Source organism: Sphaerisporangium sp. NPDC049003 (genome assembly GCF_043197795.1).
Taxonomy (GTDB): domain Bacteria; phylum Actinomycetota; class Actinomycetes; order Streptosporangiales; family Streptosporangiaceae; genus Sphaerisporangium.
Genome location: NZ_JBICTU010000015.1, coordinates 19045 through 44054 on the forward strand (window position 1 = coordinate 19045; position 25010 = coordinate 44054).

Sequence of the window (25010 nt, forward strand, 5' to 3'; positions counted from 1 at the left end):
GGCCTCGCCCCGACGCCGGCGCCGGGCATAGGGTTCGCTGGGGACCCACTGACCGCGGCCGGTACCGCTCACGGATCAGGCGGTACCGCTCACGGATCAGCGGCCAGGTTCCGCCAGGAGCAACGCGTTGAGGGTGCCGTACTCAAGACCGCCCCGCAGAGCTCCGCAAGTGCCGTCGGTGAGCAGTTCCCGGGCGGCACGTGCGACCAGCCCGTACGCCGCCTCGGCGATCGAGGACCCAGCACTCACGCGAGCCACGCCCAACGCCGCGAGCGCGGGCACGGTGAGATTCCGAGGACCCGCCAGGACGTTGACCGGCGCGGACACCGCACGCACGAGCGCCGTGACGGTCTCCGCGTCCAGAGCGCCGAGAACGAACACCCCGTCGGCACCGGCCGCCACGTAGGCCTCGGCCCTGGCGAGGGTCTCTTTCAGCCAGGTCACGTGATCCCCGGCCGGCAGGCGGTGCGTGTCGATCCGGGCGTTGATGAACAGCGGCACACCAGCGGTGTCCGCGGCACCACGGGCCGCCGCGATGCGCTCTGACTGCTCCAGGATGGGACGCAGCGGGGCCGGGCCCACGCGGAGCGAGTCCTCGAGGTTGACGCCGACGGCTCCGGCCGCGAGCACGCCCCGCACGGTCTCGGCCACCCCCGCGGGGTCGGGCGCGTAGCCGCTTTCGACGTCGGCCGTCACCGGAACGCCGACCGCCGCGACGACCCGGGCGATCAGATCGAGGGCGCGGTCGCGGTCCAGGTGGTCGCCGTCCCCATAGCCCAGGGCCCACGAGACACCGGCGCTGGTGGTGGCGACCGCGGCGGCTCCGGCGTCCGCCACGACACGCGCGGAGGCGACGTCCCAGGCGTTGGGCAGTACCAGCGGCCGGCCGGGGACATGCATCGAGCGGAACAAAAGGGCTTTATCACGAAGTGTTGTCATGTGGGCTATTCCATCAGACGTAATCAAGCCGATTTCGGGAAGGCTCCGTGGCGCGTCGAGCACCGCGGGGTCGGTGATCCACACCGGGTCCGTCCAGAAGCCGCCGCCCAGGGCCGGCTCCCGGACCCTCGCGCGCCGGCGGGGAAGCGAACGGCCCGGGGCTCGCGGGCTCCCGGGCCGTCGTGTCACCTGACGGGCGTTACTTCTTCACCCTGACGTAGTCGCTCTTGCTGGACGACGCCGTGGCCTCGCCGTTGCCCTTGAAGCGGATCTTCCAGTAGCCGGAGTTCCAGGCCTTGACCTGGGTCCAGAACCTGCCGGAGCCGTTGGTGCTGACCGTCTTGACGTACTCCCAGGTGGAGTGGCCGGCCCGCTTGAAGTACAGGGCCACCTTCACGTGGTCGTAGGCGACCCAGTGGTCGCCGTCCCAGATCTGCAGCGTGCCCCGGTTCTTGACGTACTTGCCGTACTTCACCGGCTCGGGGTAGGCGTTGAACTTGATGATCCGGGTGTCGGCGGGCGGCTCCGGCTCGTTGACGGTCACGTGGACGGACCGGCTGCTCGTGCCCTTCACGCCCTGGGCGCCGTCGAAGTCGGCCCGGAACCAGCCGGACCGCTCGGCCCCTGCGCCGATCGAGAACCGGCCGCCGCGGTCGGTCCAGTCGTGGCCCACGACCCGCCACGAGCGCGAACCGTCGGGCTTGAACAGCAGGTCGACCTTCTGCCCCCGGTAACCGTCCCAGCCGTGCGAGGTGTCCAGTTCGAGGCGCCCGCGCGCGGACAGCCTGTCGCCCTGGTCGGCGGGGTCGGGGTTCACGTCGAACCCGGTGATCCGGCTGCCGGTGGTCTGCCGGCGCACGTCGACCTGGTCGCTGTCGCTGGTCGCCTTGTGCGCGACCGGCGAGCCGTCGTACTCGGCCCGCCACCAGCCGGTGCGGTCGGCCTTGACGCCGGCCGAGAAGCGGCCCTTCCAGTCGGTGTAGTCGTAGGCGACCCGGTCGTACCCGGCTGCGCCCTCGGCACGGAAGGCGATGTACACCTTCTGCCCCTTGTACGGCTTCCACCCGTCGGTGCCGTTGAGCAGCAGCCGGCCCTGGAGGGTCAGCGTGTCGCCCTTGCCGACGGGCTCGGGTGAGGCGCCGAACCCGGCGAGGTCGCTCTCCCAGACCTGCCTGACCTGGAAGTCCTTGCCCGCCTTACCGGTTCCGACGACGCTGGTCGCCTTGGCCGTGACGTTCCACGTGCCGGGGGCGTCCGAGCGGCCGAAGGTGCGGGTGCCCTGCCACTTCTGCTTTCCGCCCACCTCGTCGACCTTCTTGGCCTCGACGTCGAGGGTCGAGCCGTCGGGCCGCTTCAGCGTGAAGCCGCCAGTGGTCGCGCCGTCCACGAGGTAGCTGAAGGTGACCGCCTTGCCGTCCTTGCTCTCGACGACGACCGGGCTGGAGCTCACCGCCACCGAGGAGACGTCGGGGGCCGCGAGTTTCCCTGCCGACGCCGACGCCGATGGGGTCACCAGAGCGAGGGCTCCGGCGCCCATGGCCATCGCCACGACGACGGCACGGATGCGTTTTAACACGGGGTGTCCCTTCTTCCCGTTGCCTAACGCGGCTTTGAGGGTGCCACGTCATTCCTTAGTAGTAGACGGCTGCATTAGCACATTGGTTGTGTCTTCTGACAAACCGTCATTAATCCGAGCCAAATAGACCGGTCCACTCGGACAGGTGACCTGTATCGGCAAGCCCCGGGACGCGACCAGGTTCATCGCGACATAATCGGCCTCGTGGCCCGCGACACTGTTGAGACGCACTTCACCGAGTCGGTCGCCGCACTATCACCGGGCGGCCCCCGCGATCCCGGGCTGCCCGTGCGGCCCGGCACCACCCTCACGGGCGCCCGATGTCGCGAGCTCTTCGAGATCCAGCTCGCAAGCCGGCTGCTCGACATCGCCGCGCGCTGGCTGCGCGAGCAGGGCGAGGGCTTCTACACGATCGGCTCGGCCGGCCACGAGGGCAACGCCGCGGTCGCCGCCGCCACCCGCGTCACCGATCCCGCGCTCCTGCACTACCGGTCGGGCGCCTTCTACCTGGCCCGCTCGGCGCAGGCCGGGCGGCTCGCCGAGGAGGGGCTGCGCGACGTGCTGCTCGGCCTCGCCGCCGCGGCCGAGGAGCCGATCGCCGGAGGGCGCCACAAGGTCTTCGGCCATCCTGACCTCGCGGTCATCCCGCAGACCTCCACGATCGCCAGTCACCTGCCCCGCGCCGTCGGCGTGGCCTTCGCCATCGAACGGGCGCGCAAGCTCGGCGTCACCGGCACGCCCTGGCCGGCCGGGGCGATCACGGTGTGCGGCTTCGGGGACGCCTCGATCAACCACGCCAGCGCCCTGAGCGGCTTCAACACCGCCGCCTACTGCGCATACCAGGGGCTCCCGCTTCCGATCCTGTTCGTCTGCGAGGACAACGGCATCGGCATCAGCGTGCGCACCCCGCCCGGCTGGGTCGAGGCGTCCGGCCATCCCCTCATCCCGCGCTTCCAGGCCGACGGCTGCGACCTCGCCGAGACGTACGACGTGGCGTGCCAGGCCGTCGAGCACGTACGCGCCCGCAGGTCACCGGCGTTCCTGCACCTGCGCATGGTCCGCCTGATGGGGCACGCGGGCTCCGATGTCGAGTCGGCGTACCGCGCGCCGCGCGAGATCGCCGCCGATCTTGAGCGCGACCCCCTGCTGGCCACGGCGAAGCTGCTGGTGGACGCCGGGCTGGCGATGCCCGACGAGCTGCTCGCGCGCTACGAGACGCTCCGCGAGCACGTGCTCAAGCTGGCGCTGGAGTCCACCCGCAGGCCCCGGCTGCGGTCGGCCCGCGAGGTCATGGAGCCGCTCGCCCCCCGCGACCCGGCCCGGGTGGCGGCGCAGGCCGTGCGCCACGCGGACGACCGGGCGAGGCTGTTCGGCGAGACCCCGCCCGAGCGCGAGGGTCCGCTCACCCTCGCCCAGTCGATCAACCGCACGCTGTCCGACATCATGGGCGCCCACCCCGAGGTCATGATCTTCGGCGAGGACGTGGCGCGCAAGGGCGGGGTGTACGGCGTGACGCGCGGGCTGCTGAAGCGCTTCGGCGCCGCGCGGGTGTTCGACACCCTCCTGGACGAGCAGGCCCTGCTCGGCCTGGCCCTCGGCTCGGCGACCTCCGGCCTGCTGCCGATCCCCGAGATCCAGTATCTCGCCTACCTGCACAACGCCCTCGACCAGCTGCGCGGCGAGGCGGCGACGCTGCGGTTCTTCTCCAAGGGCGCCTACAGGAACCCCATGGTCGTGCGGGTGGCGGCGTACGCCTACCAGAAGGGCTTCGGCGGGCACTTCCACAACGACAACTCCGTCGCCGCCCTGCGTGACATCCCCGGGCTCGTCGTCGCCTCCCCCGCCCGGCCCGACGACGCCGCCGCGATGCTGCGCACCTGCGTCGCCGCCGCCAGGGCCGACGGCGAGGTGTGCGTGTTCCTGGAGCCGATCGCGCTCTACAACACCCGCGACCTGATCGACGAGGGCGACAACGGCTGGCTCACCCCGTACGCGCCGCCGTCGCGATGGGCCGAGACCCACGTGCCCATCGGCAGCGGCCGCGCGTACGGCGACGGGCGCGACCTGACGATCGTGACGTTCGGCAACGGGGTGCGCATGAGCCTGCGGGCCGCGATCAGGCTCACCGCGGAGGGGTACGGCTGCCGCGTGCTCGACCTGCGCTGGCTGTCCCCGCTCCCCGTGGACGACCTGCTGCGCGCCGCCGACCTGACCGGCAAGGTGCTCATCGCCGACGAGACGCGTAGCTCCGGCGGCGTGTCCGAGGGGGTGCTGGCGGCGCTCGCCGACGGCGGGTTCACCGGGCGGGTGGCCCGGGTGACCTCCATGGACAGCTTCGTCCCCCTCGGCGACGCCGCCGCCCACGTCCTGCTCTCGGAGACCCACATCGAGGAGGCCGCCCGCAAGCTGCTGGCCTGACGCTGGTCAGGGCCGGCGGCCGGTGAGGGCGAGGGTACGGGCCTGCGGGCCGGCGTCGTCCGGCACGGGGACGGGCTCGCCGAACATGCCGCTTCCCGCGAGCGCCCCGGCCATCGGGGACAGGTAGTCGTACACCTCGGCCATGAGCTCGGGGTCGACGCGGTCGTCGGCCCCGAGGCCGCGCGCGAGGTCCCAGGCGTGGACGGCGAGGTCTGCGGCCATCTCCATGCAGTAGCGCCGGGCGTCCACGGTCCCGTAGGACAGGTGGACCTCCCTGTCGAGCGCTCCAGGCTCGGCCAGCGCGTGCTGTGCCCCGACGCTGGCCTCCGTCCACCGGCCGACGGGGTCCTCACCGAGCTGGTCCCCGTCGAACCGGTCGCCCACGTCGGCCACGGTCCTGCCCGCGAGCAGCGGCGGCACCCACAGCTGCTCGACCACGAGATGGTTGACCAGGTCGCGGACGCTCCACTCGGAGCAGGGTGTCGGGGCGTTCCAGGCGTCATTATTGATCATCGCCACGCGCAGGCCGAACTCGTCCATCGCGATGGCGTGCAGTTCCAGCACACGATCCTCCATACGCCGGACCTACCCGAAATGCCGGAATCATCCCCTAAGCGGGATCACAGCCAGTCGCGGCGCTTGAAGACGAGGTAGAGCGTGCCGCACACCGCCGCCATCAGCGCGACGGCGAAGGGGTAGCCGTAGACCCAGCTCAGCTCGGGCATGTGGGTGAAGTTCATCCCGTAGATCGTGCCGACGAGGGTGGGGGCGAAGAGGATGGCCGCCCAGGAGGAGATCTTCTTGACCTCCTCGCTCTGGGCGTAGCTCGCCTGGGTGACATTCTTCATCTCCTCGTTCTGCGCCTGGCTGACCAGCGTCGAGTTGACGATGAGGATGTCCTGGAGCATCTGGCGGAAGTTGTCCACCCGCTCCACCACCGTGATCGCGTGGTCGGCCACGTCGCGCAGGTACCGCTGGAGCTCCTGGTCGACGCCGTACTTCGGGGAGCCGGCGATCAGGCCGGTGAGCATGTCGAGGAGCGGCCGGGTGGCCCGCTGGAACTCGATCACCTCGCGCGACAGGGCGTAAATGCGCCTCGGCGCCGCGGGATCGCCGCCGAAGACCTGGACCTCGATCTCGTCGATGTCCTTCTGCAGGCCGGCGACCACCGGAGCGTACCCGTCGACGACCGCGTCCAGGATCGCGTACAGGACGGCCTGCGGGCCCTGCCGCAGCAGGTGGGGGTCGTTCTCCATGCGGCGGCGGACCTTGCTGAGGTCCGGGGCCTCGCTGTGGCGGACGGTCAGCACGAAGTCGGGCCCGACGAAGACGTGGAGCTCGCCGAACTCCACCTTCTCCGGCGAGTCGAGATACTGGGCGGCGCGCAGGACCAGGAAGAGCGTGTCGCCGTACCGGTCGGCCTTCGGACGCTGGTGGGCGACGATGGCGTCCTCGACGGCCAGCTCGTGCAGGCCGAACTCCTCGGCGACCTTGAGGATCTCGGCGTCCGCCGGGCGGTAGAGGCCGATCCAGGCCATGCTCCCGGGCCGCAGGCGCAGCGCCGCCACGGCCTCGGCCAGCGACGGCGGGGTGTCGACGCGCTGACCGTCCACGTACACGGCGTTGTCGATGACGCTCTGCTGCGCCGGGGCGTCGGTCTCCTTGGAGCGGGGATCCATGGAATGCTCGGGCGCCACCTCGTGATCGGCACCCCGTGCGGGCACTCGCATCAGATCTCTCAACCCTCGCACACGACGCTCCGGCACGGCACACCTCCTGGGGGACTGTCAGGACGGCCGCGAACCCGCCTCCGGTGCGTGCCGCCCGTGTCAGACCCTAGCCTGATATAGGCGAATCGCTCCGCAGGTACTCCTCAAGCTGGCCGCGCGCCCGGTCCCGTACCTTGCGGCGCAGCATCGGCGTCCAGCCGAGCAGCACCCCGGTGGGCCGGCCGAGGGCCATCTTGGTCCAGTGGCGGAAGTCGAACTGGTCGTGGTGACGGACGATCAGCCCCTCGTCGAAGCGGAACTGGGCGTCGACCTCGTTGACCACGCGCCTGCCTGTCTGCGAGAAGACGTACTTCGCCGTCCAGTGGGCCGTGCCCGAATAGTTGTCGGCCTCGATGTCGCGGGCCGAGACCTCGGTGCCCCGATTACGGCCCAGGAGCATGCGCCACATGCCCATGACCCGCTCACGGCCTTCCAGTTCCAGGAAGACGGGGTCGCCGAAGCTGACGTCCGGGTGGTAACACCGGCCCATGGCATCGATGTCACCGGCCGCGAAGGCGTCGTAGAACTTGCGAATCACTTCTCGATGCTCGTCGCCCCGTGACGCCGGCGTACGCGAGTTTGGCATTCACCCAGCTTAGGGGGCTTTCTCGGAGACCTGGATCCCATTGCCGCCGGGAAACCGCGCGAAGCCACCCGTCGTCGAGTTCGAGCCTCTCCAAGGGAATGCGACCAGTGGGCGTAAAGGTAGGGAATCGGAGCCGATGACGACCCTTTCCGCGAGCCCGAGATCGCGGAGGAGCGCCGTGCCAGGGCTTGCGGGCGTGCTCGTCCCGGAGGCCGAATGTTGTTCTGGTAGTACGGGGAAGACCCTGACCCGCTGACCATGCGACGCTATGTCCGCGCGCCTTCGGGCGCGCGGACCCGCGGCTTTCCAGTGGAGGTGGACCCTGCAGACTTTCAGCGGTTTCTGGGCGAGGCTGACCGCCGTGCAGCCCGGCCCGCCCATGTGGATCACGGCTCTGGCCGCGCTCGTGGCCCTGGGCGTGGTCGTCTACCCGACCTCCTGGCACCTCTCCAGAGGTCTGATCACGGTCGCGCACGAGGGAGGCCACGCGCTCGTGGCCCTGCTCACCCGGCGCAAGCTCCAGGGGATCCGCCTCCACTCCGACACCTCCGGCGTCACCCTGACCCGTGGACGGCCGACAGGGCCCGGCATGATCCTCACCGCGGGCGCCGGGTACGTCGCCCCCTCGCTGCTCGGGCTGGGCACCGCCTGGCTGACCGCCGCCGGATACATCACGATCCTCCTCTGGACGATCCTGCTGCTGCTCGCCTGCATGCTGCTGATGATCCGCAACGTCTTCGGTGTCGTGGCGCTGCTGACCATCGGCGGCGCGGTGTTCGCGCTGTCCTGGTTCGCCCCGGCCGACGTGCAGTCCGTCGGCGCGCAACTGGCCACGTGGTTCCTCCTCATCGGAGGCATCCGGCCGATCCTGGAGCTGCGGACCAAGCGGCGGCACGGCAGGGCGCCGGACTCGGACGCCGACCAGCTCGCGCGGCTGACCCCGTTCCCCGGCGGGTTCTTCGTCTTCCTGTTCCTGCTGGTCTCCGCCGCGGCCCTGATCGTCGGCGCTTACCTGCTCACTCCGGTCGACCTGCTGCACCGCCTGAACAGCCTGTAACCGTCACGGCGCTCGTGTCCGCGGGCTCGGCTACGCCCGTCCGGCGGGTGCCCGTCGCCGGAGGGAGCGGGGATGCAGGCGGCGGGCGACGCGGGTGAGAAGGGGCGTGCCGCGGCGGAGGAGCCTGCGGGCCTCGTCGGAGCGGCGCCACGCCTCCTCCGCCGCCTCGGGCCCGACCTTCTCCCCGGCGAACTCCACGAAGTTCGATAACTCACCCAGTGGCACGATATGAGCCGATATTTCGGGCCCAACCCGCTCCGCAGCGCGCTCCGAGACCTCCGAGGCGGTCAGCGAGGACTCCCCCTCCAGACCGAGATCCTCACAGACCTGCCGCCACGCGCCCAGGACCCTCTCGTCCGGGTCACCGCGCCGCCGGCGCCGACGCCGGCGCATCGGCACGACCAGCACCGCGAGCACGTACAGCAGGATCACGACACCGATGACGCCCGACGCGGCGACGGCCGCCGGTCCCCACGACCGCGCGGCGCCGTCGCCCTCGTCCGGGGCCGGGGTGGCGGAGGGCCGCGGCTCCTTCACCGAGGTGCCGCCGATCCGCTCGGCGAGCCGCCGGCGCTCCTTGACCGCCGTGCTCACGACGTCGTGCGTACCCTGCGAGCCACTCCGCTCCGGGGTGGGGGAGAACGCCATCCACCCGAGATCCCTGAACTCGATCTCCGGCCAGGCGAGAACATCTCCGGAGAGCACCTGGAAGGAGCCGTCCCGCGGTGCCCCCGGGCGGAAGCCGACCACGACCCTGCTCGGCAGCCCCAGCGTACGGGCGAGCAGCGCGAAGGAGGCGGCGAACTGCTCGGAGGTCCCCCGGTGGGTCGTACGCAGGAAACGCTCCAGCGCCGCCAGAGAGTGCCCGGGCGGGGACTTCACGTCGTACCTCTGTCCGGTGCGCAGGTAGTGCTCCAGCAGCGCCGCCTGCTGGTACGGCGAGCGCGCGTTCCTCGTCACCCGCTGGGCCAGCGACCGGAACACGCCGATCTTCGGCGGCAGCGCGGGAGGGGTTCCGGCGGGCACGGCGTCACGCCGCTGTTCGGCCGTGGGGCGCGGCACGTGCGAGGTGACCCGGTACGTCCTGCCCGCCGTGCCGCCTGTCGCGGTGGCCAGCAGCGTACCGGACCCGTCGACCGCGACCCCGATGCCCGAGACGGCCACGGGGCGGTCGGCCGCCGGCAGCCGGGCCCATCCAGCGTGACCGTCTGCTCCACCGGCTCGTACCGCCCCTGGTACGGTCCGGACGGCACCCGTCCGCCCGTCGCCTGGAACCGTGCCGAGGACGACCACCGCACCCCGTCGTACCGGTCGAGCACGGCGAGGCGCCAGTACTCGGGCCGGGACGCCTTCACCGTGAACAACGGCGTGGCCGGCGTCTGGAGCCAGGCGGAGACCCTGTCGAGCGGGCTGACGCCGTCGGACCCCACCACGTCCGGCTGCCCGACCAGCGCGCGCGGGTCGTACGGCTCCCGCGCGATGGGCAGCGACGGCGCGAGGAGCACGCTCACCAGGCCCAGAGCCGCCGCGACCGGGACCCCGGCGAGCACCCGCGCCCGGCCACGGTCGCCGCCCATGATCGCGAGCGCCGCGACCAGCGCCACAAGCGCGCCGGCCACGGGCATCAACGAGCCCTGCCCGTCCACCCCGAACGGCAGCGCGACCGCGAACACCGCCAGGGCCGGGAGCGCGGGGAGCGCGCGCACGCGCGTGCGCGAACGCACGGGCGCTCCCCCTGCTGCTGTTCGTGGGCCTCGCGCGCGCACGACGATCTCGGCGCCCACGAGCGCGGCCGCCCACACCAGGAAGTGGACCACCACGAGCAGCCGCGGCTCCCCCGGCGCGGGGAGGACCGTGGTGAGCAGCGCCCGCCAGGAGTTCAGGAGCCCGGAGGCGATCTCGGACATCGTCTCAGCCGAGGGGAGGTATCCGCCCAGAGCGGTCGCGTGGAACAGCGTGGCCGACACCGTCAGCGGCCACATGACCACCTGCGCGAGGAGGGACAGCCACAGGGGGCGGTTCCTGGTCAGCGCGGACAGCAGCACGGGGACGACCGCCGACACCGCGACGACCGGCAGGAGGTCCGCGGGTTCGAACACCCGCCGGAACCCCCATCCCGCCGCCCCGCCCAACCCCACCACCAGCACAAGCGAGGCGGCCTTCCCGTCGTGCGTGGTCATCCCCGGATCCTCGGCCACGTGGTTCCCACCGGGCCCTGCGAGGTTCCGGTCAGGCCGGCCGTCCGTCCCGATCATCGCCGGACCGTTCCGGACCAGGTCGCGGAAAGGGTCTCCAGGTCGGGTACGTCCATGACCGTGACACCGGGCACGGACACCGGACCACCCCCGGACACCGGACCGCCTCCGGACACCGGGCCGCCGACGGGCGTGATCCGCAGGCAGACCGTACGGTCGTGGCGTCGGCTGACGGCGGCGGCCCTGATCAGGACATCCGATTCCCCCGTCACGACGACCAGCGCGCCCCCCGGGCGTACGCGCCGTATGGGATCGGCGGCCGGGTCGGCGCAGAGCCCTACGACGGCGAGCCTGTCGAGCACCACCTCGGCGTCATCCGTGCCGCCTTTCAGGTCCAGCAGGACCTTGCCCTCACCGGCCACCACGCGCACGGGGAAGCCCGCCCGCGCGGTGCTCGCCGCGACGGAGGCCGCCGCTTCCACGGCCAGCTCGAAATCGGACGACGCATACGAGGCGGCACGGGTGTCCAGGGCCACCGTCGTCAGGGGCAGGCCGGCGTCCACGAGCCCGCGGACCATGAGAGTGCCGGTGCGGGCGCTGGACCGCCAGTGGACATGCCTCAGGTCGTCACCCCCGGCGTACTCACGCAGGGTGTGGAACGTCGCGGTCCCGCTCGGTGCGCGGTCGCCGCCCGGTCCCTCCAGATCGTGGGCCCGGCCGGACGGCGGCAACGCGAGCGGCACCACGAGCGGCACGGTGCGCGGCCGTACCAGGACGGACGCGATCTCACCGTACTCGGCGACGTTCCGCGTCAGGCCGAGCGGGTCCTCCCGCACCACCGTGAGCGGCCCGACGCCGATCTCACCCCGCGCGCCCGTGGGCAGCGGGTACGTCACGACGCCGGTGCCGCGGGGGCGCAGCCGGGGGACGTCCACGACCTGGTCGGCCTCGCCGACGCGATCGCGGGCGCTCCACCCGGTGAGCCCCCATCGTCCCTGGTTATGAAGGTGCAGCACGGCGACGGCCGTCTCGCCGCGAGCCACCTTCGGCGGCGTGATCTCGCGGCGGACCTCCAGCCTGGCCTGCGGCAGCGTCCACAGCAGGGCCCCGATCAGGCCGACGACCCCACCGCAGGCGAGCACCACGGGCTCGGGATAGCCGAGCACGAATGCCACCGCATACAGGACGACCGAGCCGGCCAGCACCCCCTGACCCCACCGCGTCAGCACGGCACTCCCCACCCGCCCGAGGTCCGGCCGGCACAACCCTTTCCGGCCGAGACAGGTCCGTCGGCGATGTCTGGCACGGGGGTGTCCTCCCGGGGGGCGGGTGCGCGGGGCACGGCGTCAGGTGGCGGCGAGCGCCTGTGGACCGGGGGTCGCCACCAGGGTTTCCGCGACGATGGCCACGGCCGTACGGTCGCGCAGCTCGGCCTCGGGGGTGAGGATGAGCCGGTGGGCGAGCACGGGAGAGGCCAGCGCCTTGACGTCCTCGGGGATCACGAAGTGCCGCCCGGCCGCCGCCGCCTTGACCCTGGACGCGCGGAGCAGCGCCAGGCTGGCCCGGGGACTCGCGCCCAGCCGCACCTCAGGCGACCGCCTCGTGGCACTGACCACGGCGACGACGTAGTCGAAGATCGAGTCGGCGACGTGGATGCGGGCGGCGAAGTCGATCATCCCGGCGACGTCGGCGGCACGCGCGATCAGGGGTAGGCGGTCGACCTGCGGCCCGGTGGGCATCCCCTTGAGCACCTCGACCTCCGACGCGTGATCGGGGTACCCGACGGACAGGCGCATGAGGAATCGGTCGAGCTGCGCCTCCGGCAGAGGATAGGTGCCGTCCATGTCCACCGGGTTCTGGGTGGCCACGACCATGAAGGGCCGAGGCACCGGATGGGAGTCGGCGTCGACGGTGACGCGCCGTTCCTCCATGACCTCCAGCAGCGCGGCCTGGGTCTTGGGCGAGGCGCGGTTGATCTCGTCCGCGAGCACGATGTTGGCGAACACCGGGCCCTGGTGGAACTCGAACCGCTGGTTCGCCTGGTTGAAGATCGAGACACCGGTGATGTCGGAGGGCAGCAGGTCAGGGGTGAACTGGATCCTGCGCAGCTCGGCCTCGATGCTGGCCGCGAGGCTCCTGGCCAGCGTCGTCTTGCCCGTGCCCGGCACGTCCTCGATGAGCAGGTGGCCTTCGGAGAACAGTGTGATCAGGGCGAGCTCGATCGTCTCACGCTTCCCCCGGATCACCTGCTCGATGTTCCCCGCGAGGGCATGGAAGCGCTGCTGGAACTGCACCGCGAGCCCGGCCACATCCCCATAGCCCGCGCCCGCCCGGCCACCGGCCTGATCCTCCCCGGCCTCCCCCCGGCCACCCGAATCCCCACCCGCAACCCCCCGGCCACCGGCCGAATCCCCGCCCACAGCCCCCCGGCCACCGGCCAGATCCGCGCCCACGGCCATCCGGCCGCCGGTCTGATCCCCACCCGCAGCCCCCCGGCCACCGGCCAGATCCCCGCCCACGGCCATCCGGCCGCCGCCCGAGTCTCCACCCACGGCCATCCGGCCGCCGGCCGAATCCCCGCCGGCGCCTACGGAATCGACCGGCCCATATTGAGGAATGCCGTACTGCCCGGTGCCATACACAGGACCGACGGTCCCTGCACCGTCCTGCTCACGCCACCCCCCGTAGGCCGAACCGGCACCCTCCGCACCGTTCAACTCATGCCCAGCCCCATACCGCCCGCCCCCGTACACCGAACCCGCGACACCCGCGACATCCGCACCGTTCAACTCATGCCCAGCCCCATACCGCCCGCCCCCGTACACCGAACCCGCGACACCCGCGACATCCGCACCGTTCAGCCCCTGCCCAGCCCCGTACCGTCCGTCCCCGTAGCCCGAACCGGCACCCTCCGCACCATCCTGGTCCCGCCCATCCGCGAACCGCCCGCCCCCGTACACCGAACCCGGGGCATCCGCGCCGTTCAGCTCCTGCCCGGTCCCATACCGCCCGTCCGCATAAGAAATGGTGGCTTCCTGACCGTTCTGGTCCGCAGGCTTGTACTGCTGCCCGGTCACGTAGTGCCCGCCCCCGTAGGCGGAACCGGCAGCATCCGAACCGCTCTGTTCCTGGCCGGCCCTGTAGCGCCCGTCCCCGTGCACCGAGCCCGCGACATCCGCGCCGTTCAGCTCCTGGCCGGTCCCGTACCGCCCGCCTCCATACACAGCCGAACCGTTCTGTTCGGCAGGGTTGTACTGGCCCGTGCCGTACGCTCCGCCATAGCCGGGGCTGGTGGCCTCCGTGCCCGGTTGTTCGGGAGAGCTGCTGTACTGAGCGCTGTAGTCCGTGCCGCCGGCTTCCGGACTGTTCAGCTCCGCGGGCTTGTACTCGCCCGTGCCGTACGAGGCCCCGCCGTACCCCATGTCGGCCGCGTCCGCAGCGGCCGGTCGCTCCGCTGGTTGGTACTGCCCGGTCCCGTACTGTCCGCTGCCGCCGTACGCCGGACCACCGGCTTCTGAGCCGTTCTGGTCCACGGGCTTGTACTGACCCGTGCCGTACGGCAGCCCGCCGTACCCTCCGCCGGCAGGCTCCGTCATACCCGCACGCTCCTCGGGCTTGTACTGGCCGGTGCCGTACGGACCGCCCCCGTAGGCCGGCGCGCCGGCCTCCGCGGCCGGTTGCTCCTGGGAGCTGTACGAAGGGCCGGTGTACTCAGGAATATAAGGCCGGCCGCCGTGCTCCGTGCCCCCGTACTGCGAGCCGTCCTCTGTGCTCTGCTCCGTGCCGAGCTGCCGTGCGTCCCCGTATCGCTTGCCGGTGTACGGCTGGTCACCCGGCTGCGGGTCGTCGTACTGCTGACCGTCGCGCTGCTGACCGCCGTCGCCGTACCGCACGCTGCCGTGCTGTGCGGTACCGAGCTGCAGACCGCTGATCTGACCGGCCCCAAGCTGGGGCACGGCGCCGAGCTGAGCGGTGCCATGCTGCACGATGCCGAGCTGGGCGGCACCGAGCTGGTGATGGTTTTGGTGCGGACTGTTCTTCACGACATAGCCCCCTGATCAGTCGTCGCATTGGAACAAGGGCGCGGCGGGGAAGCCGCCACGCGGAGTCTTGTCGGCGGGTCGCTCCGATGGCCGACCCCGCCGTTCCACTCGATGCGGTCCCAGACGTCACTGGTCTCGCCCGACTCCGACTCGGTGACCGAGTCCCCCCTGAGCCGGCGGATGACGGTGACGGACCGGTACTGTCCCTTCGGAATCCTCCCGACCTTCTTGCCCGGGTCGACGCGCTGGACGCTTCCCTCGGGGCCGACGACGGCCCGGACACCGAGCACGGCGACCAAGCCCGTCGCGATCACCGCTGGGAGCCGATCGCCCCGCGGCATTGGGATCTTCACCCCGCGACTCTCCCTTTGCCCCTGTTCCGGTGGATCACCCTAGCGCGCCGTATCTCGCGTGGAGATGAATCCATTGAGCTCATCCCTCCCGACCACCCATCGCCCGACCAGACGCGCCTATCCGGGGACGGCCACGGAAAGGCTGGAGCCGGAGCGGTTCTTGACCACCTTGAGCTGGGCCGGGACCCGGGTGCGCAGCTCGCCGACGTGGCTGACGATGCCGACGGCACGACCGCCGTACCTGAGCTCGTCGAGGATGTCGAGAACGCTGTCGAGGCTCTCTTCGTCGAGGGTGCCGAACCCCTCGTCGATGAAGAGGGTGCCGAGCTCCACCCCACCGGCCTCGGCCGTCACCACGTCGGCGAGAGCGAGAGCGAGTGCCAGCGACGTCATGAAGGCCTCACCTCCGGACAGGGTGGCGGGATCGCGATCGGCCCCGGTCCAGCCGTCGAGAACGCGAAGGCCCAGACCGCCCCCGGACCGTTTGCGGTCGGCGGCGGACTTGCGCACGTCGTAGAGAAGCAGGTAGCGGCCACCGGACATGTGGTCGAGCCGCTGGTTGGCGGCGTCCACGACCTGCCGCAACCGCTCCCCGAGCACGTACGACGACAGGCGCATGTCGAGCGTGTTGTCGGGAGAGGTTCCGACGGCCAGCTCCGCGAGCCGCCTGGCGAGGCGATGGCGCTCTGCGGCCGGACGCCACTCGGCCAGCGTGCGTTCGAGGGTCTCCGCGAGCCCGAGGAGCTGGTCGTGCCGCGCCCCGGCCTGGTCACGGGCGGAGGCGTGCGTGCCGTGCTCCCGCTCGGCCGTTTCGAACGTCTCGGCGAGCGCGGCGAGGTCGGGAGCGGGCGCTGCCGCCGCCGCCGCCAGCTCCGGATCGGCCAGCAGCTTGGTGACGGCCGCGCGCTCGGCGTCCAGCACGCGCAGCCGCTCGGTCATGGACTCGCGGGCCGACAGCGATCTCGTGGCCGCCCTGGCATCCGTGACACTCGGGAAACCGGCGTCGGTCGCGGCGCTTTCGGCCTTGGTGAGCGCTGTGTCACGCTCCACGCCGGCCGAGCGGGCCAGCCGCCCGGCCTCCGCCGCGTCACGGAGCAGCTCCGCTTCGTCGGTCAGCCGTTCGAGGCGTGTGGCGAGTGTGGCGTCCTCACCCCTGGCGGCGTCGAGCCGTACGGCCAGCCGCTCGGCGTCGGCCGTGAGCCCCTTCTCCCGGGCGCGCTCGGCGGCGATCTCCAGGCCGATGCGCGTGGCATGCTCGGTCAGCTCGGTGAGCTCCGTCTCAATCCGCCGCACGGCCTCCGCGAGCGCGCTCTCACCCCCGGCGACCTCGCGTAGCTCCGCCAACGCCGCCTCAGCCTCAGCCAGCGCCCGCTCCGCGTCGTCCGTCCGCGGCTCCCCCTCGCCGTCACCCGATACAGCCCCCGCACCCCCCTGCCATGGTGCCCGCAGGGTGCCGCGACGTACGGCGGTTCGTGCCTCTTCGTACGTCGCCGCCGCCTCGCCGACGCGGGTGGCCGCCTGGACGGCGACGACCAGCAGCCGCGCCTGGCCGCTCAAACGGTCGCGCCGGGCCGCCACGCTCTCGTCGCCGTCGCGGGCCGCGTCGAGGACCACCGTGAGGCGAGCGAGCTCCTCACGAAGCCCTGACTGGTGGACACGGTGCTCCGCCATGAGCAGGTCGAGCTCCTGGGCCCTGGTGCGGGCGGTGTCGAGCTCGTGCTGGGCGCGCTCGGCCTCGGCCGCGAGGCCGGGCTCCTGCTCGGCCAGCGTGGCGAGACGGGCCAGCTCGGCCTCCGCCTCCTCGCGCGCGGCCAGGGCCGCCTCCAGCGAGAGCCCCTCGGCCCGGACGGTCGCCTCGTCGAGCTGGGAGGAGAGCACGGCGACCCTGCCCTCGGCCGCCTGGCGGGCCTCCTGCGCCGCGTCGGACAGCGCCTGTGCCACCTGCTCGTCGTCGACCGTGGGCGTCGCCTCGGCGGGGGACGCGGGCGCCGGGTGGTCGGCCGAACCGCATACGACGCACGCCTCCCCAGGGACGAGCCCACGGGCCAGCTCGGCCGCCATGCCGTCGATGCGGGACTGCCTGATCGACTGGAGCCGGTCGCGCAGCTCCTGTGCCTCGTCGGTGGCCAGCCGCCGCTCGCCCTCGGCCGCCTCCAGCTCCCCGGCCAGCGCGTCGCGGCGCCCGGCCTGTTCCAGCAGGGCACCGGCCGCCTGGCAGGCGGCCTCCGCCGCCGGGATCCGGGCCGCCTCGGCCCTCACCGCCGCAAGCCGCCCGTCGATCTCTCGCAGGCGTCCTGGCAGCTCGGCCAGGGTGTCCGCCAGGGCCGCCTCGCGGTCGGCCAGCCCGGCCAGTTCCTCGTCGAGGGCGGTCAGCTTCTCGTGGACTTCGGCGAACCGCACCTCGTCGGCACGGCGAAGCTCCAGCCCGGCCAGCTCGTCGCGATGGGCACGCTCGATCACGCCAAGCCGCTCGCCCACCTTTCTCGCTGCCTCCTTGACCCCGTCCCCCATCGCGCCGGAGAAGCTCACGCTCCCCGCTCCGGAAAGGTCGTCGGCCAGAAGACCGGCTTCGGCCAGGTCGGCGGTCAGAGGGGCGGGCAGGTCGAGGAGGGCTTGGTGCAACTCACGCCGGGCGGCGGCCAGCTCGCCGGCGAGCGCGTCGCGGCGCCTGACGGCGTCGAGATCGCGAGTGGCGCTCTCCACGGCGGCGCGGGCGGGCGGAAGGCCGGAGGCGGCGAGTCGTGCCTGCGTCAGGGCCTCGCCGGTCTCGCGGCGAAGCCCCGGCAGTACGGCGAGCCGCTCGGCCGTCTCGGCCTCCCGCTCCGCCAGTGCCTCAAGACCCTTCCCTGCCAGGGCCAGCTCCTCGCGGACGCGCGCCAGCCGCGCCTCCTCGGGCCGGAGCTGCTCCAGCCGGGCGATCTCGTCACGCCGGCCCCGTTCGAGCTCCGCCACCCGCTCGGTGCTCATCCCCTCCACTCCACGGGCGCCGGGCATGAGGGGTAGCAGGGGCAGGGCGCGGGCCATGGCGTCGGCGGCGAGCTGCTCGGCCTTGGCGGCGGCCTCCGCTCGCTGCTCGGCCTGCTGGACGAGCGGCAGCACCCGGTCGGCGCGGACCGCCTCCGCGAGGATGGTCTCCAGGTCGGACCGCTCGTCGGCGGTCCTGTCGAGCTCGTCGCGGCGCGCCACGGCGTCGGCGTGGCCACGCTGCCGCTGGACCAGCTCGCGGGCGCCTTCGAGCTCGACCCTGGCCGATCTCAGCGCCGCCTCGCTCGCCGCCCGGGCCTCCGCCTGCCCGGCGAGCGAATCGTGCGCCACGGCGAGCAGTGCCCGCGCCCATTCGAGCGGCTCGGCCTGCGGGTCGAGGTCGGCCTGCGGGTCAAGCTCAGACCGGGAGTCAAGCTCGGCCCCGGGGTCGAGGTCAGGCCGGGAGCCGAGGTCGGTCTGTGGTGCCGGGTCGGCCGGGGACTCCAGGGTGTTCAGGAGGGCCGGGCCCGCCGCGCCGCGCATGTGGTCGATGACGGAGTCGACCCGCTGGCGCAGCTCCTGCTGCTCCTGGCCGGTGCGGGTGCGGTGGTCGGCCAGCCAGTGCTCGACATCGCTGAAGATCTTGACGGAGAAGAGCTTCTCCAGGAGCTTGCGGCGGTCGTCGCCGTCGGCCCGAAGGAAACGGGCGAAATCACCCTGGGGAAGCATCGCCACCTGGCAGAACTGGTCGGCGTTCATGCCGAGCAGCCCGCCCACCAGCTCGCCGGTCTCGTCGGCGCGACCGGACAGGAACATCCACTCGCCGGAGGGAAGCAGCTCCTCCAGCAGGACCTTGACCTTCTCCTCGATCAGCCCCTCACCCCTGAGCTTGGGCCGGTGCCAGACGGGCGAGCGGGTGACGCGCAGCCGCCGGCCGCGCACCGTGACCTCCAGCACGACCTTCGGCCCTCGGTCGGCCGGGGCGTGGTCGCAGCGCAGGCGGCGGGCGCTGTTGCGCTGGCCCGGCACCTGGCCGTACAGGGCGTAGCACACCGCGTCGAGAACGGTCGTCTTCCCGGCCCCCGTCGGGCCGTGGACCAGGAACAGCCCGGCCTCGCCGAGCGCGTCGAAGTCGATGTCCTCGTCTCCGGGGAAGGAGCCGAATGCGGTCAGCCGCAACCGGTGCAGCCTCATCTCAGGCGCCCTCCACGCGTCACAAGGTCACGAGCACCAGCCTGGCATGCCATTCAGACCAGAGCCTCCTTCGCCCGGCAGGCCTGGACCGCCTCCTGGAGGAGCCTTCTCTCGTCGTCGTCGGCCGGCTCGCCGCGCACCTGGCGGATGAAGTCGAGCGCCACGTCGATCTCGGGACGGCCCGCGAGCCGGGGCGCGCCCGCCGGGGTCCGCACGGCGCCGTCCGGCTCGAAGGCCAGGGCTAGCGTGTGCGGGAAACGCTCGCGCAGCCGCTCCATGGCGCCCTTGGGACGTACCGGATCGGTGAGCGTCACCTGGAGCCAGTGGTCTTCGAACCGGGCCCACCCGGCCCCCACGAGAAGGTCGGCGAGGTGCCCTCGGACGCGGGCGATCGGGCGCGGCACGGGCGCGGGCACGAACTCGGCGCCGGCGAACCCGCGCGGGCCGATGTCGACGAGCCAGGACCCCTTGACGTGCTTCTCCTCGGAGAACGAGTAGGCGATCGGCGAGCCGGAGTAGCGCACGGACTCGCTCATGCGCTGGCGGCCGTGCAGGTGGCCGAGGGCGACGTAGTCGACGCCCTCGAAGGCGCCGACCGGCACGTGGGCGACGCCGCCCACGCTGATGTCACGCTCGCTGTCGCTGCTCGCGCCGCCGGTGACGAACGCGTGGGACAGCACGACCGACCGCGTGCCTCGGCCCGCCAGGTCGTCGCGGATCAGGGTCATGGCGTGCTCGATCGCGGCCGAGTGGCTGCGCTCGGCCAGCTCCCACGGCGCGCGGACCATCTCAGGCTCAAGATAGGGAATGCCGTAGAAGGCGACGTCGTCGATCACGATCGGCTCGCCCACGCGGGCCGGGTCGGTGCGCAGGTGCACCCCCGCCGCGTCGATCAGGTCGGCGCCGAACCCGAGCCTGCGGGCGGAGTCGTGGTTGCCACTGATCATCACCGTGCGGACCCCCTCGGCGACCAGCCGCCGCAGCGTCTCGTTGCACAGGGCCACCGCGTCGACCGAGGGCAGGGCGCGGTCGTAGACGTCACCGGCGACGACCACCACGTCGACGCCCTCCGAGCGGATCGTCTCCACAAGGTGGTCGACGAAGACGCCCTGGGCGTCGATCAGGCTCTCGCGGTGGAAGGCCCGGCCCAGATGCCAGTCGGAGGTGTGCAGCACACGCATGTCGCAGGAAGCTAACAGGTCCCACTGACAAATGAGGTACCAGCCGCACCATCGTTCCCCCCGCGTGACTTAACCTGATGATCGGAGGCCTTATTTGGGGCGGAAAGCCCTCGTACGAAGGGACGGTTCAATCGGGGAGCGGAGTCCGGTGGGCCGCGGCGATCATGGTCATCACCTGGGCACGGTCCGCGGCGAGCCGCCCGACGAGGAGGTGGCGTGAGCGACCGTAGCCGGCTGAGCGTGGCGACCGCGGTGCTTGTGGCGATCCTGGCGACGGTGGGCTACATGCTGTCCCCGCCGTCCTTCGATCCGCCGCGGCTGAGCGCGAGCGAGAGCTTCCAGCCTCTGCCTCCGCAGCCCGCCTCGGAGTACCGCCCGGTCCCGCTCGACGCCGCCATCGCCACCCAGGACATCTCCATCCCGGTCCAGGGCACGACGCTCACCGCCACGATCAGGGCCCCGCGCACCCCCGGCCGCCACCCCGCCATGGTCTTCGTCCAGGGCTCGGGACGCGGCGACCGGGGCGAGTTCACCTCCCAGGCCACCTGGCTCGCCAAGGCCGGAGTGGTGACGCTGACCTACGACAAGCGCACCGTCGGCTACGACTTCCGGCACCGCGACTTCGGGCTGCTCGCCGACGACGCCCTCCAGATGATCGAGGTGCTGCGGCAGCGGGCCGACGTCGACCCGGTCCGCGCGGGCCTGTGGGGCGTCAGCGAGGGCAGTTGGGTCATCCCGATCGCGGCGGCCAGGAGCCTCGACGTCGGCTTCAGCGTGCTGGTCTCCTCCCCGAACGTCTCCCCCGTACGGCAGGTCGCGTGGGCGCTGAACGAGCAGCTCGAACGCCTGCACGCGCCCGCCGGAGTCCGCGAGCTGCTGGCCAAGGCGATGGGCGGGGTCGGGTTCAACTTCCTTCGCTACGACAGCGTCCCGGCGCTGAGCCGGTTGAAACAGCCGGTCCTGGCCCTGTACGGCACGATGGACCCGTCGATCCCGTTCGTCGAGAGCACCCAGAAGCTGACCTCGGCGATGACCACCGCGGGCAACTCCGACTACACCATCCGGTTCCTCGGCGGAGCCGACCACGCCATGCGGGTGAACGGCGGCGCGTTCACCCACGGCTACCTGGACACCCTGGCCAACTGGGTACTCGGGCTCCCCGGCACGGCACGGCCGCCGGCGGGGGCGCAGATCGCGGGAGCGACCCCCGTGCAGCGGTACGAGGCCACCGACATCCCAAGGGCCCCCTGGTACGCCGGCACCGCCATCCTGGGCCTCGCGCTCACCCTCACCGCCGTCGGATACGTCGCGGCCCCGGTCACCGAGATGGTCGTACGGCTGCGCGGCCGCGACCTGCTTCCCACGGCCCAGTCCGAGTCCTGGCCGGCGATCCGCCGCCGCCTGCGCCGGATGGCCTGGACGGGCGTGGGCCTGCTCGCCTCGGTGACGGCCTTCATCACGCTCATCGTGCTCTTCTCGGTGAACCAGGCGGGGGCGTGGCCGGCGGTCCTGTCCGGATGGCTGGTGGTCCGGGTGCTGGCCGTCCTCATGCTCGTGCAGGAGGTCACCACCGTCGCCGCCGTCGCCACCGCCCTCCGCGAGGGCTGGGAGCCGGGGCGCTGGCAGCGGTTCACCGTGGCCACCATGCTGGGTGGCACGGGCCTGCTCCTGGTGACCGCCGCCTACTACGGCCTGTTCGGCATCCCCTGGTAGCCGCCACCGGGCCGTACGTACCCGCATATATCGTGATCTGTTCCGGATGCGTTCACGCGCCCGTCGGCTCGCCCGGTTACATTTTCCCCTCCTGATCCAAGGGGGAATGGGACAGCGTTGCCTGACAAGTTGCCTGGCGAAAGGCCACGGGGAGCCGCTGCGGTCATCGGCTGGACGGCACTCTCCGCCCTGCTGCCGGGGTCGGCCCACCTGCGCGCCGGCCGCCGCCGCACCGGCTTCGCACTGCTCGGCGCGTACGTCCTGGCGGTGGCGGTCCTCGGCGTGATCGCCCTCACGGCGGACGCCGATCTCGCGGGGCGCCTTCTCGATCCGGGCTGGCTGCGCGCCATCATCGCGCTCGCGATGGTCGCGGCCGCCGGCTGGTTCGCCCTTCTGGTCCGCTCGTACGTGATCCTCCGGCCGGGTGAGCTCTCGCAGGCGGGCCAGATCATCTCGGGGGTCCTGACCGGGACGCTCGCGGTCGCCGTGACAATGCCGTTCGCCGTCGTCGCCCAGTACGTGATTGTGTCGGAGGAGACGCTGAACACCGTCTTCGACGCTCCCGCGACCGTGGCGGCGGCCCCCACGGGAAGCGCCGGGCCCGAGGACCCGTGGAGCGGCAGGACCCGGGTGAACGTCCTGCTCCTCGGGGGCGACTGGCAGCCCGACCGCGTCGGGGTGCGCACCGACAGCATCAACCTCGCGAGCGTCGACGTGCGGAGCGGCAACACCGTTCTGCTCAGCCTCCCCCGCAACCTGGAGAACGTCCGGTTCCCCCCGGGCAGCCCGATGCACCGGCGGTTCCCCACCGGGTTCCGCCTGCCCGCCAACCCCGACGGGTCCCGTGAGGACCTGCTCTTCGCCGTCTGGGAGTACGCCGAGAACCACCCAGAGCTGTTCGGGGGGCGCACGGGCATGGGCCCGGAGACGCTGAAGGAGACCATCGGGTACACCCTCGGCGTGGACGTCGACTGGTACGCCCTGGTCAACATGTGGGGGCTTGCCCGGATCATCGATGCCCTGGGCGGTCTGACCCTCACCGTCCCCACCAACGTGGTCTTCGGGAAGTACAACGAGGGCCTGGTCAAGGCCGGCACCCGCAAGCTGGGCGGCGCGGACGCGATGTGGTTCGCCCGTTCACGCACCTTCAGCGACGACTACACCCGCATGGGCCGCCAGCGGTGCGTACTGGACGCCCTGCTCCACCAGGCCGACCCGGCCACCGTGTTGCTGCGGTTCAACCAGCTCGCCAAGGCGTCCAAGGGCATGTTCCGCACCGACATCCCGCGCCCGATGCTGGGGCACCTGGTGCCGCTCGCGCTGCGGGTGAGGGACGCCCGCGTCACCGGCGTGCAGTTCGTGCCGCCGCTCATCCACACCGGGAACCCCGACTGGTCACGGATCCGCAAGCTGAGCGCCAAGGCCATCCGCGACAGCGCCGCTCCGGAGACGACCCAGTCCCCGCCCCTGTCGGCCACCCCGTCCACGTCTGACACCTCCGGCGCCGGGACCCCGGCGCCCTCCCCCGGGACCCCGTCGGCCACGCCCTCCGCGCCGGGGGCCTCCGAGCGCGACGCCGGCATCTGCGGCTGAGCCCCCCTGCTCACGGTTCCGTGAACGCGGGCGAGGCCGCGCAAGCCGCTCCCCGACGACCGGATCGGGGGAGTCTCAGAGCTTGAAGGAGTCGCCGGCGAGCCTGCGCACACGGTCCTCGTCGACGAGGTGACCGAGGCCGGGCTGGGTCAGCGGCACCGCGACCACGCCGCCGGACGCCCCGACGGGCGGGGTGACGATCTGGGCGCTGCGCGGCGGCTCGGTCACGTCACTGGGCAGCGTGCAGCCCGGCAGGCTCGCCACGGCGACGGTGGCCGCCCGAGCCAGGCCCGTTCCCCTGCCGCCGGCCGCGGTGATGTCCCATCCCGCCTCGACCGCGCGATCGTGCGCGAGCCGTACGGCACGTAGCGACCCGAACCTGGACGGGCGGAGCAGGAGCGCGCTCCCCGCCCGCGCCGCGATGGCCTCCTCCAGAGCCGCCACCGAGTGGACCTCGATCGCGACCAGCGAGGAGACCCGTTCCTGGAGCTCGGCGTGGAGATCGAGGTCGGCGGCGGCGTCCGGGCCCCCGAAAGGACGCTCGATCGCCGTCACGCCGTAGGCCTCCAGCGCCTCCAGGGCGGAGCCGTCGGTGTAGCCGCCACGCCCGTCCACGGCGAGGGCGAGGGCGGGATACGCCTGGCGTACGGCCCGAACCGGCTCGACATCCCAGCCGGGGTGCACGTCCATGGTCACATGGGCGTACCCGGCGCACACGTGACGGTTCACCCGGGCGACCATGGCGTCCAGGGACCGCTCGGCCGGGAGCCGCACGGTCGCCATCACGGACGTGCGGGTGCCGCCGAGGGCGTGAGCCAGGGGGACTCCCCGCATCCGGGCCCACAGATCCCAGCAGGCGAGGTCGACGGCCGTACCGCCGGGGACGGTGCCCAGCTCGTCGGGGTGCTCCCAGTCGACGCCGAGGAGGGCCGGGGCCAGCGACTCCTCCAACGTGGTCCAGGTCTTCGCGAGCGTCTGGTCACGCTCGCTCTCGGCCCTTTCACGAAGAGCCTCCGCGTTAACGACCCGCTCGGAGTCGTCCCCCTGAGCCTCGTGGGCGGCCGTCTCACGGGAGTGCGCCGGGTGGACCGCCCTCTCACCGGTCGCCCTCCCCTGGGCGGGGTCACCGGGGGTCGCGGTCCCCTGAGCGCCCGTGCGGGACGACCGGCGGTCGGGGGACTGCACGACCTCGCCCCATCCCGTCATCCCCCCGTAGTCCGTGAGCTTCACCAGGATGCTCTCCGGACGCCTGCCGTAGGGCAGTACGAGCCGGAAGACCTCTAGCTCGCGGACACGTGGCATGGAACCCCCTCGTCGAACCCCTGCCCTTCCATGGTGCCCGCTCCGCGGATCTGGTCCAAACCCGGCCCGTGAACGCGGGATCCCGCCCCCGCCCGGCCGGGCCGCTCCCACGTGCCGCCCGCCGTCG

General features: G+C 72.2%; 17 protein-coding genes. 4 read left to right on the forward strand and 13 right to left on the reverse strand.

Annotated features, from left to right (window positions below):
* Positions 1-96: 96 nt before the first annotated feature.
* Together ACGFIV_RS17885 and ACGFIV_RS17890 are read right to left on the reverse strand one after the other, a co-directional pair.
* Complete coding sequence (locus ACGFIV_RS17885) at positions 97-900, reverse strand: isocitrate lyase/phosphoenolpyruvate mutase family protein (protein WP_358560047.1); 804 nt, start codon at positions 898-900, stop codon at positions 97-99.
* A gap of 238 nt (positions 901-1138) precedes the next feature.
* The gene (locus ACGFIV_RS17890; RefSeq protein WP_392836029.1) at positions 1139-2515 is read right to left on the reverse strand and encodes a hypothetical protein; all 1377 of its coding nucleotides are present in this window, start codon (positions 2513-2515) and stop codon (positions 1139-1141) included.
* A 204-nt stretch (positions 2516-2719) separates the two neighbouring features.
* On the opposite strand from ACGFIV_RS17890, the gene ACGFIV_RS17895 reads away from it, so the two are divergent.
* Positions 2720-4933: a thiamine pyrophosphate-dependent enzyme gene (locus tag ACGFIV_RS17895; protein ID WP_392836032.1), complete on the forward strand. Its 2214-nt coding sequence runs from the start codon at positions 2720-2722 to the stop codon at positions 4931-4933.
* A gap of 6 nt (positions 4934-4939) precedes the next feature.
* Here the strand turns inward: ACGFIV_RS17895 and ACGFIV_RS17900 are convergent, their stop codons facing one another.
* The 3 genes from ACGFIV_RS17900 to ACGFIV_RS17910 all read right to left on the reverse strand — a co-directional run bounded on the left by ACGFIV_RS17900 (position 4940) and on the right by ACGFIV_RS17910 (position 7240).
* Complete coding sequence (locus tag ACGFIV_RS17900; RefSeq protein WP_392836035.1) at positions 4940-5509, reverse strand: TIGR03086 family metal-binding protein; 570 nt, start codon at positions 5507-5509, stop codon at positions 4940-4942.
* Positions 5510-5553: 44 nt separating this feature from the next.
* Positions 5554-6663: a magnesium and cobalt transport protein CorA gene (locus tag ACGFIV_RS17905; protein WP_358559707.1), complete on the reverse strand. Its 1110-nt coding sequence runs from the start codon at positions 6661-6663 to the stop codon at positions 5554-5556.
* Positions 6664-6769: 106 nt separating this feature from the next.
* Positions 6770-7240 (reverse strand): nuclear transport factor 2 family protein, encoded by a 471-nt coding sequence (locus ACGFIV_RS17910; protein WP_358559705.1) that lies wholly within the window; start codon positions 7238-7240, stop codon positions 6770-6772.
* 316 nt (positions 7241-7556) lie between these two features.
* Between ACGFIV_RS17910 and ACGFIV_RS17915 the strand changes: the two genes are divergently transcribed.
* A complete protein-coding gene (locus ACGFIV_RS17915) occupies positions 7557-8345 on the forward strand; it encodes a M50 family metallopeptidase (protein WP_392836040.1) in 789 nt (262 codons plus the stop codon).
* Between the two features lie 30 nt (positions 8346-8375).
* On the opposite strand, the gene ACGFIV_RS17920 is transcribed toward ACGFIV_RS17915, so the two are convergent.
* From ACGFIV_RS17920 to ACGFIV_RS17950, 7 genes are all read right to left on the reverse strand, one after another.
* The gene (locus tag ACGFIV_RS17920) at positions 8376-9371 is read right to left on the reverse strand and encodes a transglutaminase family protein (protein ID WP_392836043.1); all 996 of its coding nucleotides are present in this window, start codon (positions 9369-9371) and stop codon (positions 8376-8378) included.
* Positions 9302-10525, reverse strand: a complete 1224-nt coding sequence (locus ACGFIV_RS17925) for a DUF3488 domain-containing protein (RefSeq protein WP_392836045.1) — start codon at positions 10523-10525, stop codon at positions 9302-9304. The genes ACGFIV_RS17920 and ACGFIV_RS17925 overlap by 70 nt, the downstream gene beginning before the upstream one ends.
* Positions 10526-10596: 71 nt before the next feature.
* Positions 10597-11769 carry a DUF58 domain-containing protein gene (locus ACGFIV_RS17930; protein WP_358559702.1) on the reverse strand — a complete coding sequence of 391 codons (1173 nt, stop codon included), beginning with the start codon at positions 11767-11769 and terminating at the stop codon, positions 10597-10599.
* Between the two features lie 117 nt (positions 11770-11886).
* Entirely contained in the window at positions 11887-12834 is a 948-nt protein-coding gene (locus ACGFIV_RS17935; RefSeq protein WP_392836293.1) for an AAA family ATPase, read from the reverse strand.
* A 1745-nt stretch (positions 12835-14579) separates the two neighbouring features.
* Positions 14580-14897, reverse strand: coding sequence for a hypothetical protein (locus ACGFIV_RS17940; protein ID WP_392836049.1), 318 nt, complete (start codon positions 14895-14897; stop codon positions 14580-14582).
* Positions 14898-15053: 156 nt separating this feature from the next.
* Positions 15054-19094 (reverse strand): AAA family ATPase, encoded by a 4041-nt coding sequence (locus tag ACGFIV_RS17945; RefSeq protein ID WP_392836052.1) that lies wholly within the window; start codon positions 19092-19094, stop codon positions 15054-15056.
* Positions 19095-19147: 53 nt separating this feature from the next.
* The gene (locus ACGFIV_RS17950) at positions 19148-20275 is read right to left on the reverse strand and encodes an exonuclease SbcCD subunit D (protein ID WP_358550189.1); all 1128 of its coding nucleotides are present in this window, start codon (positions 20273-20275) and stop codon (positions 19148-19150) included.
* A gap of 216 nt (positions 20276-20491) precedes the next feature.
* Between ACGFIV_RS17950 and ACGFIV_RS17955 the strand changes: the two genes are divergently transcribed.
* Both ACGFIV_RS17955 and ACGFIV_RS17960 read left to right on the forward strand, forming a co-directional pair.
* Positions 20492-21988 carry a prolyl oligopeptidase family serine peptidase gene (locus tag ACGFIV_RS17955; protein WP_358550191.1) on the forward strand — a complete coding sequence of 499 codons (1497 nt, stop codon included), beginning with the start codon at positions 20492-20494 and terminating at the stop codon, positions 21986-21988.
* A 117-nt stretch (positions 21989-22105) separates the two neighbouring features.
* A complete protein-coding gene (locus ACGFIV_RS17960; RefSeq protein WP_358550193.1) occupies positions 22106-23581 on the forward strand; it encodes an LCP family protein in 1476 nt (491 codons plus the stop codon).
* A gap of 75 nt (positions 23582-23656) precedes the next feature.
* Here the strand turns inward: ACGFIV_RS17960 and ACGFIV_RS17965 are convergent, their stop codons facing one another.
* Positions 23657-24883 (reverse strand): enolase C-terminal domain-like protein, encoded by a 1227-nt coding sequence (locus ACGFIV_RS17965; RefSeq protein WP_358550195.1) that lies wholly within the window; start codon positions 24881-24883, stop codon positions 23657-23659.
* Positions 24884-25010 lie beyond the last annotated feature (127 nt).